General features: G+C 66.2%; 17 protein-coding genes. 13 read left to right on the forward strand and 4 right to left on the reverse strand.

All coding sequences use genetic code 11. From position 1 onward, the window contains the following. Window positions 1-18 precede the first annotated feature (18 nt). The 6 genes from ACJH71_RS13535 (at window position 19) to ACJH71_RS13560 (ending at window position 8396) form a co-directional block, all read left to right on the forward strand. Window positions 19-2214, forward strand: coding sequence for an adenylate/guanylate cyclase domain-containing protein (locus ACJH71_RS13535; protein ID WP_406758523.1), 2196 nt, complete (start codon window positions 19-21; stop codon window positions 2212-2214). Next, entirely contained in the window at window positions 2211-3578 is a 1368-nt protein-coding gene (locus ACJH71_RS13540; protein WP_406758524.1) for a mechanosensitive ion channel domain-containing protein, read from the forward strand. The genes ACJH71_RS13535 and ACJH71_RS13540 overlap by 4 nt, the downstream gene beginning before the upstream one ends. Window positions 3579-3646: 68 nt before the next feature. Continuing rightward, a complete protein-coding gene (locus ACJH71_RS13545) occupies window positions 3647-4900 on the forward strand; it encodes a glutamate-5-semialdehyde dehydrogenase (RefSeq protein WP_406758525.1) in 1254 nt (417 codons plus the stop codon). A gap of 25 nt (window positions 4901-4925) precedes the next feature. Further along, window positions 4926-5834 (forward strand): AAA family ATPase, encoded by a 909-nt coding sequence (locus ACJH71_RS13550; protein ID WP_406758526.1) that lies wholly within the window; start codon window positions 4926-4928, stop codon window positions 5832-5834. Between the two features lie 7 nt (window positions 5835-5841). Continuing rightward, window positions 5842-7284: a vWA domain-containing protein gene (locus ACJH71_RS13555; protein WP_406758635.1), complete on the forward strand. Its 1443-nt coding sequence runs from the start codon at window positions 5842-5844 to the stop codon at window positions 7282-7284. 59 nt (window positions 7285-7343) lie between these two features. Further along, the gene (locus ACJH71_RS13560) at window positions 7344-8396 is read left to right on the forward strand and encodes an NAD-dependent epimerase/dehydratase family protein (protein ID WP_406758527.1); all 1053 of its coding nucleotides are present in this window, start codon (window positions 7344-7346) and stop codon (window positions 8394-8396) included. 13 nt (window positions 8397-8409) lie between these two features. On the opposite strand, the gene ACJH71_RS13565 is transcribed toward ACJH71_RS13560, so the two are convergent. Continuing rightward, a complete protein-coding gene (locus tag ACJH71_RS13565; RefSeq protein ID WP_406758528.1) occupies window positions 8410-9462 on the reverse strand; it encodes a class I SAM-dependent methyltransferase in 1053 nt (350 codons plus the stop codon). Window positions 9463-9628: 166 nt separating this feature from the next. Between ACJH71_RS13565 and nadD the strand changes: the two genes are divergently transcribed. From nadD to ACJH71_RS13590, 5 genes are read left to right on the forward strand one after another with little or no spacing between them, the layout of a single operon-like run. Next, window positions 9629-10252: a nicotinate-nucleotide adenylyltransferase gene (gene nadD, locus ACJH71_RS13570; RefSeq protein ID WP_406758529.1), complete on the forward strand. Its 624-nt coding sequence runs from the start codon at window positions 9629-9631 to the stop codon at window positions 10250-10252. After that, window positions 10249-10644 (forward strand): ribosome silencing factor, encoded by a 396-nt coding sequence (gene rsfS / locus ACJH71_RS13575; protein WP_406758530.1) that lies wholly within the window; start codon window positions 10249-10251, stop codon window positions 10642-10644. The genes nadD and rsfS overlap by 4 nt, the downstream gene beginning before the upstream one ends. Continuing rightward, the gene (gene gpgP, locus ACJH71_RS13580) at window positions 10641-11336 is read left to right on the forward strand and encodes a glucosyl-3-phosphoglycerate phosphatase (RefSeq protein WP_406758531.1); all 696 of its coding nucleotides are present in this window, start codon (window positions 10641-10643) and stop codon (window positions 11334-11336) included. Before rsfS ends, gpgP begins: the two co-directional genes overlap by 4 nt. Then, window positions 11302-12084 (forward strand): diglucosylglycerate octanoyltransferase, encoded by a 783-nt coding sequence (octT, locus tag ACJH71_RS13585; RefSeq protein ID WP_406758532.1) that lies wholly within the window; start codon window positions 11302-11304, stop codon window positions 12082-12084. Before gpgP ends, octT begins: the two co-directional genes overlap by 35 nt. Before the next feature lie 7 nt (window positions 12085-12091). Beyond that, entirely contained in the window at window positions 12092-12934 is an 843-nt protein-coding gene (locus ACJH71_RS13590; RefSeq protein ID WP_406758533.1) for a DegV family protein, read from the forward strand. 21 nt (window positions 12935-12955) lie between these two features. On the opposite strand, the gene ACJH71_RS13595 is transcribed toward ACJH71_RS13590, so the two are convergent. Beyond that, window positions 12956-15874: an RND family transporter gene (locus ACJH71_RS13595; protein WP_406758534.1), complete on the reverse strand. Its 2919-nt coding sequence runs from the start codon at window positions 15872-15874 to the stop codon at window positions 12956-12958. Continuing rightward, the gene (locus ACJH71_RS13600; RefSeq protein WP_406758535.1) at window positions 15871-16314 is read right to left on the reverse strand and encodes an MmpS family transport accessory protein; all 444 of its coding nucleotides are present in this window, start codon (window positions 16312-16314) and stop codon (window positions 15871-15873) included. Before ACJH71_RS13600 ends, ACJH71_RS13595 begins: the two co-directional genes overlap by 4 nt. Window positions 16315-16546: 232 nt before the next feature. Between ACJH71_RS13600 and ACJH71_RS13605 the strand changes: the two genes are divergently transcribed. Beyond that, on the forward strand, window positions 16547-17134 hold the full coding sequence (locus ACJH71_RS13605) for a PepSY domain-containing protein (RefSeq protein WP_406758536.1): 588 nt from the start codon (window positions 16547-16549) through the stop codon (window positions 17132-17134). A 39-nt stretch (window positions 17135-17173) separates the two neighbouring features. Here the strand turns inward: ACJH71_RS13605 and ACJH71_RS13610 are convergent, their stop codons facing one another. Then, window positions 17174-18226 (reverse strand): dihydrodipicolinate reductase, encoded by a 1053-nt coding sequence (locus ACJH71_RS13610; protein WP_406758537.1) that lies wholly within the window; start codon window positions 18224-18226, stop codon window positions 17174-17176. Window positions 18227-18301: 75 nt separating this feature from the next. On the opposite strand from ACJH71_RS13610, the gene ACJH71_RS13615 reads away from it, so the two are divergent. After that, window positions 18302-19519 (forward strand): enhanced intracellular survival protein Eis, encoded by a 1218-nt coding sequence (locus ACJH71_RS13615; protein ID WP_406758538.1) that lies wholly within the window; start codon window positions 18302-18304, stop codon window positions 19517-19519.

The following is a 19519-nucleotide window of genomic DNA, read 5'->3' on the forward strand; positions in this document are numbered from 1 at the left end:
CGTGCATCCCCTAGGGTGATGAACCATCCGGTATTCGGGGAAGGGAGCGGCCGGGTGGACTCGGCACCGTCGACAGTGGCCACGGCGAGTGATGAGCGCCGGCGCTGGCGGCTGCTGTCTCGGCTCAGTATTCAGACCAAACTGATGTTCATTCTGCTGCTCACCAGCGTCTCCTCGGTCGCAGTCGTCGGATTCGTCGAGTTCCAGTATGGCGCACAGGAATTGCAGCATGCGGCCACCAATAAACTGGTGCAGGCACGGGAGGCGCAGCGCCGTGCGGTCACCGGATTGTTTGCCGAGATGACCAACTCCCTGGTCGTTTTCAGCGGGGGAGTGACCGCGGCCACCGCACTCAAGGCATTTACCGCCGGATTCGACGAGCTCGCAACTGCCGCAGTCACGCCCGAACAACAGCGGGCGATAGAGGCCTATTACCAAGACCACTTCACCAAGGCGCTGGGCGAACGGAGCGGCGAGCAACCGGACATCGCCGCGTTGCTGCCCACGGCGAACGCGCAGCGTTACCTGCAGGCCCGCTACACCGCGGGCATTGTCGCGGAGCCGAAAAAGTCCGGCGACGCCGGGGACGGCAGTGCCTGGTCGGCGGCAAATGCCCAGTTCAACAACATCTTCGCTGAAATCGTCCGGCTCAATGAGTACCTGGATGCGTTGCTTCTGGACACCCGAGGCAACGTGGTCTACTCGGTGAACAAGGGCGTGGACTTGGGCACCAACGTGCTCACCGGTCCCTACCGCGAATCCGGTCTGCGCGACGCCTATCGCAAGGCGTTGGCGGCCAACGCAGTCAATTTTGTCTGGATCACCGATTACCAGCCGTACCAACCCAACTTGGACACACCCACCGCCTGGCTGGTGTCTCCGGTCGGCACCAAGGGCACGGTCGAGGGCGTGTTGGCCTTGCCGCTGCCCAGCGCCAAAGTCAATCGGATCATGACCGCCGACCGTGAGTGGGAGGCCGCCGGGCTAAGTCACACCACCGAGACCTATCTGGCAGGTCCGGACCACCTGATGCGCTCCGATTCGCGACTGTTCCTGGAGGATCCGGAGCGGTATCGCCGGGAGGCGGTGGCCGCGGGGACCTCGGAGGCGACGGTGGAACGCGCGCTGCGGCTGGGAACCACCACCTTGGTGCAGCCGGTCGGCGGACCGGGACTGGAGGCCGCGCAGCGTGGCCAGACCGGCACGCTGACCAACGGGTATGCCTATCTGGGAAACCGCGAGCTGGCTGCGTACGCGCCGCTGACCGTACCCAACTCGGACCTGCAGTGGTCGATTCTGGCGACCAGGGACTACTCCGACGCCTATGCCGCGGTCACTTCGTTCAGCAAGCGGGTGGTGCTTGCCACCACCGGCGTCATCTTCGCCATCTGCGTGCTGGCCATGCTGCTGGCGCGACTCTTCCTGCAGCCGATCCGCCGTCTGCAGGTCGCAGCCCAGCGGATCAGCGCCGGCGACTACAGCGCCGCGGTGCCGGCCCGGACGGCTGACGAGATCGGCGAACTGACCAAGGCGTTCAACGAGATGAGCTACAGCCTTCGCACGAAGGAGGAGCTGCTCGATCAGCAGCGCAAACAGAACGATGAGCTCCTGTTGTCCCTGATGCCGGAGTCGGTGGTACGGCGTTACCGCGGGGGCGAGCAGGCCATAGCGGAAGAGCACCACAACGTCAGCGTTGTCTACGCCGAACTGCATGGAATCGACCAGCTGTCCTCCGAGGTCTCCGCAAGCGAATTGGTGACAACCGTCGACGATCTGGTCAGACAGTTCGACGCAGCGGCCGAAGCCGTTGGGGTCGAACGGATTCGCACCATGTACAACGGCTATCTCGCGGGTTGTGGCTTGACCACCCCGAGGCTGGATGGGGTGCACCGTATCGTCGAATTCGCCTGCGAGATGCAGCGCATCGTTGATCGGTTCGACGTCAAAACCGGTTACCGGCTGAGCTTGTGGGCCGGGGTCGACACCGGCGAAGTCGTCAGCGGTCTGGTGGGCCGGTCCGGGGTCACCTATGACCTGTGGGGCTCTGCCGTCAACCTGGCCTATCAGTTGCGCAGAGTCACACCGGAATCCGGCATCTACGTCACCGCCAGGGTGCGCGACATGCTGGACGGCACCGCGGAATTCTCACTGGCCGGCACCCTCACGATGGGTGACGCCGAGGAGCAGGCCTGGCGATTGTCCGAGGCGCCGTGAACATTTTCGGGGCATGGCTGTACTGGGCGGCAGGTGTCGCGATCGGCCTCCCGGTGGGCCTGGTACTGCTCACCGAAGGGCATGTGGCGCTGGCACGCAGAGGCAGCCATCTCGCCCGACCGGTGGCTCTGGCGCGCAATTACCTGTTGCCGCTGGGCGCATTGCTGGTGTTACTGGCGCATGTCGCCGGCGTACCGGGACACGATCCGACGCTGCGGATCATCTACACCGCTTTCGGGTTCGTGGTTCTGGTGGTGCTGCTGTCGGGGCTGAACGTGACCTTTTTCCAGAGCGCGCCGAAAGGCTCCTGGCGCAGCCGGATACCGACCATCTTCGTCGATGTCGCACGATTCCTGCTGATCGGTGTGGGCCTGGCGCTGATCCTGTCCCACGTCTGGGGTGCCAGAATCGGAGGCCTGTTCACCGCGCTGGGTGTCACGTCGGTGGTCATCGGCCTGATGTTGCAGAATTCGGTCGGCCAGATCGTGTCGGGCCTGTTCATGCTGTTCGAGCAGCCATTTCGGATCGGCGACTGGCTTTCCACCCCCACCGCGCGCGGCCGGGTCGTCGAAGTGAACTGGCGGGCGGTGCACATCAGCACCGCCGACGGGCTACAGGTCACGCCGAACTCGGTGCTGGCCGGTACCTCGTTCACCAACATCAGTCGATCCGGCGGTGCCCACCGGGTATCGATCACGACCACATTCGCCGTCATCGATCCGCCGGATCAGGTGTGCGCTTTGTTGTCGCGGGTTGCGACCGCTCTGCCGATGCGAACCACCGGCGAGGCGCCGGATTCGGCGGCGCTCGGTGGTGGCCAGTACCGCACCACGGTTGCGTTGGGCTCACCGGCCGACGACGGTGCGGCGCAGACCACCTTCCTGCGATGGCTTTGGTATGCCGCCCGAAGGGAGGGACTACACCTTGACGAAGCCGAGGACGTGTTCTCGACACCGGAACGGGTGGCTGAGGCACTGCGGTCAGTAGTGGCACCCGCGCTCCGGTTGACCGACGACGACCAGCGCGCTTTGGAGTCATACGCCACGGTGGTCCGCTACGGCAGGGATGAGGCCCTGCAACGGGCCGGCCAGGTGCCGACCGCGATGACATTTCTGACCGAGGGCAGTGTCCGGCTCACCAGTGCGGATCCGGCCTGGTCGGACGCCACGCTGCGGCACGGTGCGTTTCTCGGAGTCACCACGCTGACCCGGCAACCCAGTCTGTTCGACGCGCACGCCCTGGAGGAAGTGACCGCGGTAGTCATCGACCGCGAGAACATCGAAGAACTGGTGATGACCAAGCCGCTGTTGCTGCAAGAGCTGGGCCGCATCATTGATCAGCGGCGTCCCGCGGCATCTTCGTAGCGGGTCGCCGCACGTCAACACAGTGGGGCCGTTTTACCTGATCGGGCGTTCGCCGATACTCTGGCACGATGAGCGTCCCCGTGCTTCCCGACCTGCGCCAAGAGGTCCACGACGCCGCCCGCCGCGCGAGAGTCGCCTCGCGTTCCCTGACGGCGTTGTCCACCGCAGCCAAGAACAGTGCGTTGAACGCCGCAGCCGACGCGCTGCTGGCCCACGCCGACGACATCCTGGCGGCCAACGAGCGCGACGTCGCGAACGCCCGTGACGCTGGGACGCCCGAGGCCATCCTGGACCGGTTGGCGCTGTCGAAGGCCCGGGTCGACGGGATCGCCGCCGGACTGCGGCAGGTCGCCGGCCTACCCGACCCGGTCGGCGAGGTCCTGCGCGGCTACACCCTGCCCAACGGACTGTTGCTGCGGCAGCAGCGCGTCCCACTCGGCGTGGTGGGCATGGTCTACGAGGGCCGGCCCAACGTCACTGTGGACGCATTCGGGTTGACGCTGAAGTCCGGCAACGCCGCACTGCTGCGCGGCAGTTCGTCGGCGGCCCACTCCAACCAGGCCCTGGTCGACGTGCTGCGTGGCGCCCTGGAGGGCGAGGACCTGCCCGCCGACGCGGTGCAGCTGCTGTCGTCCGTCGATCGCGCCACCGTCACCCACCTGATCCAGGCCCGCGGACTGGTCGACGTGGTGATCCCGCGCGGCGGGGCCGGGTTGATCGAAGCCGTGGTGCGCGACGCGTTGGTACCCACCATCGAGACCGGCGTCGGCAACTGTCACGTCTACGTCCATGAGGCCGCCGACCTCGACATCGCCGAGCAGGTGCTGCTGAACTCCAAGACCCGCCGGCCCAGCGTCTGCAACGCCGCCGAGACCCTGCTGATCGACAAGTCCATCGCCGCATCCGCAGTGCCTCGGCTGGTGGACGCGTTGACCGCGGCCGGGGTCGCGGTGCATGGCGATGCCGACGACGCCGCTGCCGAGGACCACCTGCGCCGTGAATATCTGGCGATGGACATCGCGCTGTCCGTGGTCGATGGGCTCGAGGACGCGATCGACCACATCAACGAATACGGCACCGGCCACACCGAGGCCATCGTCACCACTAACATGGCGGCTGCCCAGCGATTCAGCGAGCAGGTCGACGCCGCAGCGGTGATGGTCAACGCCTCCACGGCCTTCACCGACGGCGAGCAGTTCGGCTTCGGCGCCGAGATCGGCATCTCCACTCAGAAGCTGCACGCCCGTGGCCCGATGGGGCTGCCGGAGCTGACATCGACCAAATGGATCGTGTGGGGTGACGGCCACACCCGTCCTGTCTAAGGCGCCTCGAAGGAGTTACATCCGCATGGAAAAACCCGCCAGCCCCGCCACCCCGGCCCGCCAGGCGCCGCTGTTCTCCGACATCGACGACGTCGCGCGCCGGCTGGCCGAGACCGGCTACCTGGCAGACACCGCCACCACCACCGCGGTGTTCCTGGCCGACCGGCTCGGAAAGCCTCTGTTGGTGGAGGGACCGGCCGGGGTCGGCAAGACCGAACTGGCCCGCGCGGTCGCCGCGGCCACCGGCTCCGGGCTGGTGCGGCTGCAGTGTTATGAGGGTGTCGACGAGGCCCGGGCGCTCTATGAGTGGAATCACGCCAAGCAGATCCTCCGTATTCAGTCCGGCAACACTGCCGGTCAGGGCGAGGACTGGGACGCCACCAAGATGGACGTGTTCTCCGAGGAGTTCCTGCTGACGCGTCCGCTGCTGACCGCGATCCGGCGCACCGATCCGACCGTGTTGCTGATCGACGAGACCGACAAGGCCGACATCGAGATCGAGGGCCTGCTGCTGGAGGTGCTCTCCGACTTCGCGGTCACGGTCCCGGAACTGGGCACGATCACCGCAACGCGGACCCCGTTCACGGTGTTGACCTCCAACGCGACCCGGGAACTGTCCGAAGCGCTCAAACGCCGCTGCCTGTTCCTGCACATCGACTTCCCCGATCCGGACCTGGAACGCCGCATTCTGCTGTCGCGGGTGCCCGAGTTGCCCGAACATCTGGCCGCCGAGTTGGTTCGCATCATCGCGGTGCTGCGCGGTATGCAGCTCAAGAAGCTCCCGTCGGTGGCCGAGACCATCGACTGGGGCCGCACCATTCTGGCCTTGGGTATGGACACCATCGACGACGCCACCGTCGCGGCCACCCTGGGGGTAGTGCTCAAGCACCAATCCGATCAGGTGCGGGCGTCCGGAGAGCTGCGACTGAACTGATGGCCGTCTGATGGTGCGCCGTACCCGCCCGCCGCAACCCCTTGCCCCGCATGGAATTCCGGGGCATCTGGTGGGGTTCGTAGAAGCGCTGCGCGGGCAGGGGATTTCGGTGGGCCCCTCTGAGACAGTCGACGCCGGGCGGGTGCTGACCGTGATCGGGCTCGACGACCGGGAGGTGCTGCGGGAAGGACTGGCCTGCGCGGTGTTGCGCCGCCCCGACCACCGCGACACCTACGACGCCATGTTCGATCTGTGGTTCCCGGCCGCGCTGGGCGGGCGCACGGTCGTGGTCGATGGCGACGAGCAGCCGGCCGAGGATGTGCCCCTGCCGGAGGACGCTGAAGACATGCGGGCCATGCTGCTCGATCTGTTGACCGAGAACCCCGACCTCGCCGACACCGATCCCCGGTTGTCCGCGATGATCGCGGCGATCGTCGGGGCCTTTGGGCAATACCGCTCCAGCCGGGGCCCGTCCTACTCGGCCTACCAGGCGCTCAAAGCGCTGGCGCTCGATGAGTTGGAAGGCAAGCTGCTGGCCGGGCTGCTCGCGCCCTACGGTGACGAACCAAGCCCCTCCCAGGAGCAGATCGCCAAGGCGATGGCCGCGCAGCGGATCGCTGCGCTGCGCAAGCTCGTGGACGCCGAGACCAAGCGGCGCACCGCCGAACAGTTGGGCCGCGAGCATGTGCAGATGTACGGAATCCCGCAGCTGAGCGAGAACGTCGAGTTCCTGCGTGCGTCCGGCGAACAGCTGCGGCAGATGCGCCGGGTGGTGGCGCCGCTGGCCCGCACCCTGGCAACTCGGCTGGCCGCGCGCCGGCGACGTTCCCGTGCCGGCACCATCGACCTGCGCAAGACCCTGCGTAAGTCGATGTCGACCGGCGGGGTGCCGATCGACGTAGTGCTGCGCAAGCCGCGCCCCGCCCGGCCCGAGCTGGTGGTGTTGTGCGATGTTTCCGGGTCGGTCGCCGGGTTCAGCCACTTCACCCTGCTGCTGGTTCATGCACTGCGCCAACAATTTTCGAGGGTCCGCGTGTTTGCGTTCATCGACACCACCGACGAAGTGACGCATCTGTTCGGGCCGGAGGCCGACCTGGCGGTGGCCATCCAGCGGATCACCCGGGAGTCCGGGGTCTATACCCGCGACGGTCATTCCGACTACGGCAATGCGTTCGTTTCGTTCGCCGAGAACTACCCGAACGTGGTGTCGCCGCGCAGTGCGTTGCTGGTGCTCGGCGACGGTCGTACCAACTACCGAAACCCCGGAGTGGAAGTGCTGTCGCACCTGGTGACCGCCAGCCGGCATGCGCATTGGCTCAACCCCGAGCCCCGGCACCTGTGGGGCAGTGGGGATTCCGCGGTACCGCGCTACGCCGACGTCATCCCGATGCACGAATGCCGCTCGGCCAAGCAGCTGGCCGGGGTCATCGACGCTCTGCTGCCGGTCTAGCCCCACGCCGAGTTCGCGCGCTGCCGGCGTACCCGGACAACGATCAGAGAGGGTGGTTCATGACGACCATCGATTCCAGTGCACCCGTGCTGGTTACCGGCGGCAGCGGCTACATCGCCAGCTGGATCGTGCGCCACCTCCTCGAGGACGGGCACCAAGTGCGGGCCACCGTCCGTGATCCTGACAAGCCCCGCGGCCTGGAACATCTGCACGCGCTTGCCGAGCGGCACCCGGGGCAGCTGAGCCTGCACCGGGCGGACCTGCTCGAACCGGGCAGTTTCACCGAGGCTATGCAGGGCTGCCAACTGGTCATCCACACCGCCTCACCGTTCCTGCTCGGCACCATCCGCGACGCCGACCGGCAGCTGGTACGGCCCGCGCTCGAAGGCACGCGCAACGTGTTGTCCGCCGTGGATGCCACCCCTTCGGTGGCCCGGGTGGTGCTGACCAGCAGCGTGGCGGCAATCTACGGCGACAACGCGGATATGCAGGGCAAGGCGTGCTTCACCGAGGCGGATTGGAACACCACCAGCACACCCGAGCACCAGCCCTATCCCTACTCCAAGACGGTCGCCGAGCGGGCGGCCTGGCAGATTCAGCAGGCCCAGCAGCGCTGGGACCTGGTCACCATTCACCCCTCCCTGGTGCTGGGTCCATCGCTGACCACGGCCAGCGCCTCGGGAAGCATGGACACCATGCAGCACTTCATCGACATGTCGATGGCACTGGGTGCTCCCGCGCTGCAGATGGGCTGCGTCGATGTGCGCGACGTGGCCCGCGCGCACATCACGGCCGGCTACACGCCCGGGGCGCAGGGGCGCTACGTGGTGAACTCCGAGGTCGTCAGCATGCTGGAACTCAGCCGAATGTTGCGGCGACACTTCGGCGCCCGACTGTCCTTCCCGACCTGCGAGCTGCCCAAGTTCATGGTCAAGCTGGTGGCGCCGGTGGCGGGGCTGACGCGCCCGTTTGTCGAGCACAATGTCGGCTGGCCACTATGCCTGGACAGTTCGCGTGCGCGTACTGAGCTGGCCATCGATTTCCGGCCGGTTGCCGACTCCGTCGTGGAGCACTTCCAGCAGATGATCGACGACGGCCTGGCCCGGCGCTAGTAGGCCCGGACGCTCAATGCGTCCGCTGGAAGATCATCCAGCGCAACTCCATCGGGCTTTCTTCACGCGTGGTTCGGAACGCGTCTTGCCCGCTGACCCATTCGATGTACCAGCTGGTGGGCGGCCAGGAACCGTCGGGCAGGTTCGCCTTCTCGTAGTCATGGACGGATTCGTCGGAGAGTAGCTGCAAGGGCAGTCCGGCCGTCGCTGCCGCCATTTCATTGCGGGTGTACAGACCCGAGTACACCTGCTGGCAGAATTCCCGAGCCGCGCTGTCGGGTTCGTAGCCGTCGTGCGCCAGGAAGCTGTTGAACACCAGCCGTCCACCGGGAGCCAGGCAGCGGGCGGCCAGCTCGAACAGGCTGCGTAGCTCCTCGGTGGACCGGAAATCGGTCAAGACCTCAGAAAGCACCATCATCTGATAGTCGTCGCGCAGGTCGTCGGCGTCGGCGAACACGTCCCGCACGATGACGCGCACGTCCAAGGATTCCGCCTCGGCATCGGTCCTGAGCATCTCGGCGAACTTCGGGGTCATCTCGACGACGTCGACCGGATGCCCGCGACGCGCCAGCGCCAGGGCGTTACGCCCGGTGCCCCCACCGATCTCGAGCACCCGATGGGCTGCCGGATTGTCGGCCTCGCAAGCGAGGTGCCAAACCCGTGCGTCGGGTTCGGTGCCGAACAACGGTGGTTTCCGCGTTGCCAGCCAGGCCTCGTATGCCTCCGCGACACTGCTCCACTGGGCGCGGACCGTGTAGTTCAGGCTGGGGCCGATCGGGGCGTTGTAGGAGATGATGATGTTTGAGCGCAGCGAGTGCGAGTAGGCCTCGGAGAGTTGGCCTTCCAGCACTTCTCTGAGGCGGTTGAGTTCGAGGTCGCTGAAGGGCTTGCCCAGGCCCGCGAACACGCTCGCGCACATCGACACGTATTCATCGAGCATGCTCGGCACGGCCGGCAGCCGGATCTCGCCGGTGATCTGCGCCCGAGTGTGAAAGCGCCTGAGCATGGCGTCTTTGGTCGCCTGGGCGCGATCAATTGAACTCAACGGAAAATCTTCCACAGACATCTTCTACACGATTGGCGTCCGCTTCGCGGCAGCAACGGGGGGTTGCGCCTGCGATGAGCGTACGCCGAAGCGGAAAGTAGCTCGCCGCGTCCGCCGACCGCGCCGCACCCCAGCGGTGCCACCAGTGCGCTCGTGCCGTCGAGGACCCCAAGTAAGCTGGCCTATCGTGCGAAAACGGCGGCTTGGAGTCATGGGTGGGACGTTCGATCCCATCCATCATGGCCACCTGGTCGCCGCCAGCGAAGTGGCCGATCTGTTCGGGCTCGATGAGGTGGTGTTCGTGCCGACGGGGCAACCGTGGCTCAAGGAACGCCGCGTCACCGCCGCAGAAGACCGTTACCTGATGACGGTGATCGCCACCGCGTCGAACCCGCGGTTCTCGGTGAGCCGCGCCGACATCGATCGCGGCGGTCCCACCTACACCAAGGACACCTTGCGTGACCTGCGAGAACAGAATCCCGATGCCGAGCTCTACTTCATCACCGGTGCAGACGCGCTGGCCACCATTCTGTCCTGGCAGGATTGGCCGGAGATGTTCGAGATGGCGCGCTTTGTGGGGGTCAGCCGGCCCGGCTACGAGCTCAACGGCGACCATCTCGCTGATGCGCTCGGCTCCCTGCCTCCGCACGCGTTGACGCTGGTCGAGGTGCCGGCGCTGGCGATCTCTTCCACCGATTGCCGCCGGCGCGCGGCAGAATCCCGCCCGATCTGGTACCTGGTACCAGACGGGGTGGTCCAGTACGTGTCAAAGCGCCGCCTCTACCAACCGACCCCCGGAGACCAACAATGACCGCGACACCCGAGGCCGTGCTGATGGCCACCGTGGCGGCCGGCGCCGCCTCGAACAAGCTGGCCGACGACGTCGTCGTCATCGACGTCTCAGCGCAACTGGTCATCACCGACTGCTTCGTCATCGCCTCGGCGTCCAACGAGCGACAGGTCAACGCGATCGTCGACGAGGTCGAGGACAAGATGCGCCTAGCCGGCTACAAGCCGGCGCGCCGCGAGGGCACTCGGGAGGGGCGCTGGACCCTGCTGGATTACGTCGACATCGTCGTGCACATCCAGCACCAGGACGAGCGCGACTTCTATGCGCTGGACCGGCTGTGGAAGGACTGCCCGCTGGTGCCGGTGGACCTCGAGGGCCCAGCCGGTGAGCAGGCGCCCGAGGACGCGTCGTGAGGATCCGCAGGCTGATCCTGCTGCGACACGGACAGACCGAGTTCAACGCCGGCAGCCGGATGCAGGGCCAGTTGGACACGGTTCTGAGCGACCTGGGCCGTGCGCAGGCGGAGGCGGCGGCGGAGGTACTGCGCAAGCGGCACCCACTGCTGATCGTGTCTTCGGACCTGTGGCGGGCTTACGACACGGCCACCGTGCTGGCCGAACACAACGGGTTGCAGGTCCGGGTGGACACCCGGCTGCGGGAAACCCATCTCGGTGACTGGCAGGGACTGACCCACGAAGAGGTCGACGCCGCCGCACCGGGAGCCCGGTTGGCCTGGCGCGACGACGCCCGATGGGCACCCCATGGCGGGGAGAGCCGAATCGACGTGGCCGAGCGCAGCGTTCCGCTGGTGCGCGAGCTGGTGGCCGGGGAACCGGACTGGGGGAGAGCCGACCACGCCGATCAGCCTGTGGTGCTGGTCGCCCATGGCGGCTTGATCGCCGCACTGACCGCGGCCTTGCTGCGGTTGCCGGTTGAGAACTGGCCGGTGCTGGGCGGGATGGCCAACGCCAGCTGGACCCAGCTCAGCGGATACTCCGACGGTCCAGATGCCGGCTCGGATCCGGGCCAGGACGACTTCGCGGACGTGCGATGGCGTCTCGACGTCTGGAATGCCTCAGCACAGGTGGCCGACTGTGAACTCTAAGTCCTCTGACGGCTGGAAGCCCGCACCGGCCCGTCCCACGCTGCTGGTCTTCGCCGATTCGCTGTCCTACTACGGGCCCACCGGTGGCCTGCCGGCCGACGATCCGCGGATCTGGCCGAACATCGTTGCCAGCCAGCTGGACTGGGATGTCGAACTGATCGGCCGGATCGGCTGGACCAGCCGCGACGTCTGGTGGGCGTCCACCCAGGACCCGAGGGCGTGGGCGGCACTGCCCCGTGCTGGGGCAGTCATCTTCGCCACCAGCGGGATGGACTCATTGCCGTCGGTGTGGCCGACGGCGTTGCGTGAGTTGATTCGCTACGTGCGGCCGACCTGGTTGCGGCGTTGGGTCCGAGACGGCTACGGCTGGCTGCAGCCCCGGTTCTCGCCGGTGGCGCGGGCGGCGCTGCCGCCGCATCTCACCGTGGAATATCTTGAGATGACCAGGGGTGCAATCGATTTCAACCGGCCTGGCATTCCGATTGTGGCTTCGCTGCCGTCGGTGCACATTGCTGACACGTACGGCCGCGCCCACCAGGGACGCGAACCCACCGTGCGTGCCATTACGGCCTGGTCGCGGGAACACGATGTTCCCCTGGTGGACCTGAAAGCCGCAGTGGGCGAAGAGGTCATGAGCGGGCGTGCAAATCCCGACGGTATCCATTGGAACTTCGAAGCGCACCGGGCGGTCGCCGACCTGATGCTCAAAGCCCTGAGTGAGGCCGGCGTGCCCGGCCCGTTGGTGTGACCATCCGATGAGCGTTGTCGTCGTGACCGATTCGTCGGCCTGCTTGCCTCTTGAGGCGCGTGACCGTTGGGGAATACGCACGGTGCCGCTGCACATCCTGCTCGACGGAGCCGATCTGCGCGACGGCGTCGACGACGTGCCCGCGGACATCTATGCGCGCGAGCGTGTCACCACCTCCGGGGCTGGTCCGGAGGAACTGGCTGAGGTCTACCGGAATGCGCTTTCCTACAGCGCGGGCTCCGGGGTGGTGGCGGTGCACATCTCCTCGGCGCTGTCCGGGACGTTCGGCACTGCCGAGCGGGTAGCCGGTCAGGTCGGCTCCGGCGTACGGGTGATCGACTCGAAGTCGGCAGCGATGGGCACCGGATTCGCGGCCTTGGCCGCTGCCAGAGCGGCGGCCGGCGGCGCCGACCTGCAGACAGTTGCGGCGGCGGCCGACGCCGCCGTGCAACGCGGTCACGCCTACATGGTGGTGCAGCGGCTGGACAACCTGCGGCGCAGCGGCCGGATCGGCAGCGCGGCGGCCTGGCTGGGCACCGCCCTGTCCCTGAAACCGCTGTTGGCGGTCGAGGACGGAAAGCTCGTTCTGGCGCAGCGCATCCGCACCGTCAGCAAGGCTGTCGCGTCGATGATCGACCGGGTCTGTGATGTGGTGGGAGACCGCTCTGCGGCGCTGGCGGTGCATCACGTCGCCAATCCGCAGGGGGCCCAAGACGTGGCCGGTGCGCTGGCGGAGCGGTTGCCGATCTGCGAGCCCGCTGTCATCACCAGCCTGTGCCCGACGTTGGCCCTGCATGTCGGGGCCGGTGCCGTCGCGGTGTGTGTCGACGTCGACCCGGGTGGGGTCTGAACGCGCCGACCCCCGGGTTGCTCACTGCGCGGGCGCTGCGAACCTGTCTGTGTCGGTGGACTCTTCACGTGGGGTGTGCGCGGCGATCCCGCGAATGTTCTTGTTGGGGCCCCACGGCCGGACCACCTGCGGCCACCAGAACCACTTGCCCAGCAACGTCGCGATCGACGGCATGAAGAACGCCCGGACCACAAAGGTGTCCAGCAGCAACCCGATCGCCACCGTGGTGCCATACATCCCGATGGCCTTGAGGTCACTGAAGAACATGATGCCCATGGTGGCGGCGAACACCATTCCGGCCGAGGTCACCACGCCGCCGCTGCCGGCCATCGCCCGGATATAGCCGGTCTTGAGCCCGGCGTGTATCTCCTCTTCGAAACGGGAGACCAGCAACAGGTTGTAGTCCGAGCCGACCGCCAGCAACACGATGACCGCCAGTACCAGTGTCACCCAATAGATGTGCTGGCCGAAGATGTGCTGCCAGATCAACACTGAGATGCCGAACGACGCGGCGATAGAACTGGATGCGGTGCCGAGGATGACCGCGGCGGCCACCAGGCTGCGGGTGATCATCATCATGATCAAGAAGATCAACGTCAGCGACGCCACGACCGCGATCATCAGGTCGTACTTCGCGCCGTTCTGCATGTCTTCGTAGAGCGCGGCCATGCCGCCGATGTAGACCTTGGCATCTGACAAGGACGACTGCTTCAGGGCTTCCTGCGCAGCGATCCGCTCCGGCTCAACCCGCTTGATACCCTCCGCGGTCGCCGGATAGGTCTGGTGGGTGACGAAGAATCGCGCCGATTTGCCGTCCGGCGACATGAACAGTCGAAGGCCGGTTTGAAAGTCCTTGTTGTCGAATGCTTCTGCGGGCAGATAGAAGAAATCGTCGTTCTTGGAGTCGTCGAAACTCTGACCCATCATGATCTGGGTGTTGCTCAGGTCCTCCATCTGATCGATGAACGCCGAGAATGTCGAGTGCACGGTCAGCACCAGCCCGCGCATGATTCGCATGGTGTCGACTACCGCGGGCAGCAGTTCGACCGCCTGCGGCAGCAGGTGCGCCGTCTTGGTGATGTCGTTGGACAGGTAGTGCAGTTGCTCTGCGAGCTGGTCGATCCCGTCGGTGGCGTCGAAGGTGTTACGCAGCGCGTTACACATCGGGATGTCAAAGCAGTGCGGCTCCCAGTAGAAGTAGCTGCGCAGCGGACGGAACTGGTCGTCGAATTCGGCGATGTGGTCGCGGATCCGGTCGGAGACGTCCACGGTGCGCTGGGTGACCTCGGCTGTGTCGTCGAATGTTCGGTCGACCTCCTGGAGGTATCCATACATCTGGATCAGCAGCTCGATGTCCTTGTCGAGTTGCTGGGAGATGGTGTCGATGTCCTTGATCCGGTCCTTGAGCGTCTTCATGTTTTGGATCATCAGCTGGTTGGAGACGCTGAGTTGGAACGGTATCGAGCTGTGCTGCAGCGGAATTCCCAGCGGGCGGGTGATGTCCTGGATCATCCCGATGCCGACCACCCGCATGATGTTCTTGGCGACCCGGTCCAGCACCAGCATGTCGGCGGGATTGCGCATGTCGTGGTCGGATTCGACCATGGTGATGTCCGGCGCCATTCGGGCCGCCGAGAAGTGCTTCTCCGCGGCGGCATAGGCGACGTTGACCGGGGTGTCGGCAGGCAGGTACTTGCGGTCGTCGTAACCCGGTCTGAATCCCGGCAGGGCGACCAGGCCGATCATGATGATCGCCAGGCTGGCCACCGCGATAGGTCCGGGCCAGCGCACCACCGAGACACCGGCCTGGCGCCAGAACCCGCCCCGCGTGGCCTTTTTGGGCTCGAGCAGGCCGAAGCTGGTGGCCACCACCAGCATGGCCGGTCCCAGGGTCAGCGCGGCGCCGACCACCACGAGCATGCCCACCGAGACCGGAATGCCCATGGTGTGGAAGTAGGGCAGCCTGGTGAAGTACAGCATCGCCGACGCCCCGGCGATGGTCAGTCCCGAACCCAGCACCACCGGGGTGACACTGCGCACGGTGGTGTAGTAGGCGTCGACCCGGTCCTCGCCGGCAAGCCGGGCTTCCCGATACCGGCCGATGAGAAAGATGCCGTAGTCGGTGCCGGCGGCGATCGCGAGCATCACCATGATGTTGACCGCGAACGTCGTCAGACCCATGACGTTGTTGAAGCCGAGGACGGCGACCACGCCGCGGGCGCAGATCAGCTCGAGCAGGGTCAGGAACAGCTGGGTCAACATCGCCGACACCGACCTGAAGACGATCAGCAGCATGATCGCGATCGCGGCGATGGTGAACAGGGTGATCTTGACCAGACTGGAATCGCCGATCTCGCGCAAGTCCGCTGTCAGGGCAGCAGGTCCGGCGACGTAAGCCTGGACCCCGGGCGGCGCGGGAGTGTCGTCGATGGCCTGGCGGACCGCGACGACCGAGTCATTGGCCTCGGTCATGCCCTGGTTGCCCACCAGGTTCAGCATGATGTAGGCGGCCTTTGCGTCAGAGCTCTGAACGCCTGCCGCGGTCAGTCGGTCACGCCAGAAGTCCTGGGCATGCTCGACATGGTCTTTGTCGGCGACCAGCTTCGCGACGATCTCGTCGTAGTAGTGGTGGGCGGCCTCGCCCAGTTCCTCCTCGCCGACCACCACCATCATCACGGTGCTGTTGGACTTGTACTCCTGAAAGTTCTCGCCGACCAGCTTGCTGGCGATCATCGACGGCGCATCGACCGGTGCCAGTGGCGCGGAATGTTCCTCGGAGATGACTTCCAGTTGGGGGACAAGGACATTCACCAGCACGGTGAGCACGATCCAGGCAATGATGATCGGCACCGCGAAAATGCGCAGCATGTGCGCGAAGAAGGGCCGCTTGACGTGCGGATCCTGGTGGCGGTCCAACTGTTCTTTGATCCGCCTGATCATCCGGATTTCACCAGGCAGAAGGTCTGGGCGTTGAGGCCGGTGGCACGGCGTTCGTCGAGCAGCCGGTCGTCGATCTTGATTCGGCAGCCGATCTCACCGGTGTTGCCCTGCACGATCATGTTGGCCATGACGGCGGGTAGCACCGTGACCACGGTGTAGGTCCAGGGCAGCGGCACGCCTACCAGCTGATGGACGTTGGCCTCGGCGTCCCAGTAGTTGATGTCGGCGGTGGTGCCGGGTGGCCCAAAAGCTTCGTAGGCGACGGATTTCGGGTTGAACTGAACGATTTCGATGCCGGTACCAGCGTGAGGATTGAGGTCTTCGGAGGCGAACACCTTGTGCAGTCGACTGACGATCACACTCGAGATCGCGATGACCACGATGAAGACCAGCGGAATCCAATGCCGCTTGAGTATGCCGGCGACCGAGACTTTCCCCATCTCACCGCCTTCCGCCTACCGATAGTGCGGTTGAACGTCGGCGCTGGACGGTCTGCTCTCCGGCTTCGTCGGAAGCATCGATGATTCCGCGAATCGCGCCCTTCGGCAGCATAACCCTTCGCTTAGCTAAGGACCGCAAACGGTGCAATTCTGGCCGCGGCCCCGCGAACGGGCGGCGGTCGCGGCGCCTGACTTCAGCGCCGGCGCCCCGACTTCAGTAGCATGGCCGCTGATGCGCGCTCTGGGAAATGTCATCCGCTTCGGTGCGGTGGTCATCGTGGCAACGCTGGCGCTGGCCGGATGCAGCGGTAAGGGCACGTCCGGCACGTCGTCGCAGGATTCGGCGGCCCCCGAGGCGTCTTGGACTCGCCCCGACGCGCCGCCAGACCCACAGACACTGCTTCGCGCCGGTGCCCTCGCGACCTCGCAGGTACCCGACAGTGTGCTGATCTTCATCGAGAGCCAGACCAGCGACGCCGGTACCTGGAAGGCCGGCGTGGTCACGGCCGACGGCACCGAACATCAGGTCAAAATCGATTCCGACGGGGTGTCTGTCCTGGTCGGCCCCACCGTGACCGAGGACAGTGACGCCGACAAGGCCAAGCGGCGCGCCAATGTCGACGGCACCCATCTGGACTACCGCAGTGCCGTGGAACGTGTACTGCGGGCAGTGCCCAACAGTTCGATCACCGAGCTGAGCCTGCTCGACATGAACGGCACCGTCGTCTGGGAAGCCGACGTGTGGGACGACCAGCTGACCGAACGCGACGTCACCGTCGATGCGGCGTCGGGAGCCGTCACCGCCAACCGGCAGGTTTGATTCGGCGGTCCAGCTTCGCCTCTCCTGCGTCGAGCCTCGCTAACCGCCGGTCCGGCCCGTGATCGGCGGCAGATCGGCCAGCGTGACGATGCCCGGTTCGGCCGCGACCACCGATGGCACCGCGTTGGTCACCGGCATCGCCGTGTAGATCGAGCCCAGACCGTTGAAGTTCGGCTCGTTCCAGTCCTTGGGCGGCAGGCAGTTGATGACGGTGCGCATGTTGGGCAGTCCGAACACCTGGATGACGTGGCCGTGTGCCACCGGCTTGGGTGGGGTGACCTGGTTGCCCATGATCCAGTTGAAGCCAACGCTGACCACGTTGCGCGTCCCCACCCAGCCGCGGTGATAGCCGAAGACACTGCCCACCGTGCCGGCCGGGATCTTCATGAAGCCCAGGTCGCTGTCGCCGGTCGCGGCGGTGAACTGCACGTCGAAGGTGATGCGGTCCAACTGTGCGCCGATCGCATCGGCCATCATCGCCGCGGACTCGGCGAAAACCTCGCTCTCGAGGCGGACGCTCTCGGCCAACCCGGGGGTGTCGGGGTCCTGGGCGAATCCCATCGCCGCCATGGTGGCCGCCGACTCGTACGTCGAGCAGTCCACCGACTCGGTGATCCGGATCTCGTCGACGCGCTCGCAGGCCCCGGACAGCACCATGCCGACCATGTTGGTCAGCCCGGGGTGCGCGCCGCTACCGAACATGGTGGAGTTCCCGGCCCGGCAGGCGTCCTCGATGCGCTTGCGGTCTTGCACGCTCTGCTTGCCCCCGGTGATCCAGGCCGCGGTTGAGCACACGTTCACCCCGGCCTCGAGCAGTGCGACCAACTCATCGATGCTGGGCCACAGCGGGTTGTAACAGCACGCATCTGGCTTCAGCGCGATCAGCGCGTCGATGTCATTGGTTGCGGTGATCCCGGTCGGTTCCGCCCAACCGGCCAACTCGGCGGCGTCCACCCCGACCTTGTCCTTGCCGTGGGCGTAGACCCCGACGAGCTCCATGTCGGGACGGCCGATGATGGCGTGCAGCGAGCGCTGACCGATGTTTCCGGTGGTCCATTGGATGACGCGAAGCGGGCGGTCGAAAGTGGGCATCATGCTCCTCGGTGACGGGTGTACCCAATATTATTGGGGTGCGGTCCAAGAGCGTTTGTGGCAGCCTCGGACGACGTGACCGGCACCGTATCCCAAACCCTGACCCTGCGTACCGCTACCGATGACGATTGGTCGGCGATGTCCGTGCTGGCCGCCGTGGGCTTCGGAGAGGACTGGGACGCCGAGTCGATGGTCGCCTGGCGGACCCTGACGACCCCCGACAGCTCCATCGTGGTCTGCGACGGCGATGAGGTGGTCGGCATGTCGGGCTACCTGGATCTGGAGCTGACGGTGCCCGGCGGGGCAGTGTTGCCGACGGCCGGGGTCAGCTTCGTCGTGGTGGCCCCGACCCATCGGCGCCGGGGTGTGCTCCGGATGATGTACACCGAATTGCACCGGCGCATTGCCGATTCGGGCTATCCGATCGCGGCGTTGACCGCCAGCGAGGGCGGCATCTACGGGCGGTTCGGCTACGGCCCGGCGACGGTGGACCACGAGCTGACCATCGACCGGCGGTTCGCCCAGTTGCACGCCGACGCACCCGACCCCGGTGGGGTGCGGCTGGTCAAAGCGGGTGGGTGCCGTGACGAATTCGCCGCGGTCTACGAGCGGTGGCGCCAGCGTGTCCCGGGCGGTTTGGCGCGCCCCCGGCCCCTCTGGGATGACCTGCTCGCCGACCGGGAGAACACTCGTGACGGCGGCACCGAATGGTTTGGGCTGCTGCATCCTGACGGTTATGTGCTCTACCGGGTGCACGGTGAGCATCCAAAGTCGGTGCGGGTCGGCGAGTTCCGCGCCGTCACCCCGGCCGCGCACGCCGCATTGTGGCGGGCGCTGCTCGGGCTGGACTTGATGGGCAAGATCGTCATCGAGACCGACCCAGACGACCCGATGCCGTATCTGCTGACCGATACCCGGCTGGCCACCACCACCGGGCGCTCGGACGCGCTGTGGCTGCGGATGATGGACATCCCCGCGGTGCTCAAGGCTCGCCGCTACTCCTTGGCGGTGCCCGAGCTATCCGTCGTGGTGGCGGTGCGCGACGGATTCCGCGGCGACGGTGGACGATTCGCCTTGACCATCAGTGAGGGGGTGGCCGACTGCGTCCCGACCGAGGCCGAAGCCGATGTGGAGCTGGACCTCGACGTCCTGGGCAGCCTGTATCTGGGTGCGCACCGGGCGTCGGCGCTTGCCGCGGCGGGCAGACTGCGCTGTCGCGATGACGCCCTGGTTCGCCGACTGGACGCGGCGTTCGTCAGCGACGCCGGCGCCCAGATCGGCTACCACTTCTAG

It is taken from the genome of Mycobacterium sp. SMC-15, from assembly GCF_045310925.1.
Taxonomy (GTDB): domain Bacteria; phylum Actinomycetota; class Actinomycetes; order Mycobacteriales; family Mycobacteriaceae; genus Mycobacterium.

Coding starts and splice junctions, on each gene's coding strand:
- ACJH71_RS13535 (WP_406758523.1), top strand. CDS start 19: ATGAACCATCCGGTATTCGGGGAAGGGAGCGGCCGGGTGGACTCGGCA.
- ACJH71_RS13565 (WP_406758528.1), bottom strand. CDS start 9,462: ATGTCTGTGGAAGATTTTCCGTTGAGTTCAATTGATCGCGCCCAGGCG.
- rsfS (WP_406758530.1), top strand. CDS start 10,249: ATGACCGCGACACCCGAGGCCGTGCTGATGGCCACCGTGGCGGCCGGC.
- ACJH71_RS13560 (WP_406758527.1), top strand. CDS start 7,344: ATGACGACCATCGATTCCAGTGCACCCGTGCTGGTTACCGGCGGCAGC.
- ACJH71_RS13545 (WP_406758525.1), top strand. CDS start 3,647: ATGAGCGTCCCCGTGCTTCCCGACCTGCGCCAAGAGGTCCACGACGCC.
- ACJH71_RS13595 (WP_406758534.1), bottom strand. CDS start 15,874: ATGATCAGGCGGATCAAAGAACAGTTGGACCGCCACCAGGATCCGCAC.
- ACJH71_RS13550 (WP_406758526.1), top strand. CDS start 4,926: ATGGAAAAACCCGCCAGCCCCGCCACCCCGGCCCGCCAGGCGCCGCTG.
- ACJH71_RS13605 (WP_406758536.1), top strand. CDS start 16,547: ATGCGCGCTCTGGGAAATGTCATCCGCTTCGGTGCGGTGGTCATCGTG.
- ACJH71_RS13610 (WP_406758537.1), bottom strand. CDS start 18,226: ATGCCCACTTTCGACCGCCCGCTTCGCGTCATCCAATGGACCACCGGA.
- ACJH71_RS13590 (WP_406758533.1), top strand. CDS start 12,092: ATGAGCGTTGTCGTCGTGACCGATTCGTCGGCCTGCTTGCCTCTTGAG.
- ACJH71_RS13600 (WP_406758535.1), bottom strand. CDS start 16,314: ATGGGGAAAGTCTCGGTCGCCGGCATACTCAAGCGGCATTGGATTCCG.
- octT (WP_406758532.1), top strand. CDS start 11,302: ATGCCTCAGCACAGGTGGCCGACTGTGAACTCTAAGTCCTCTGACGGC.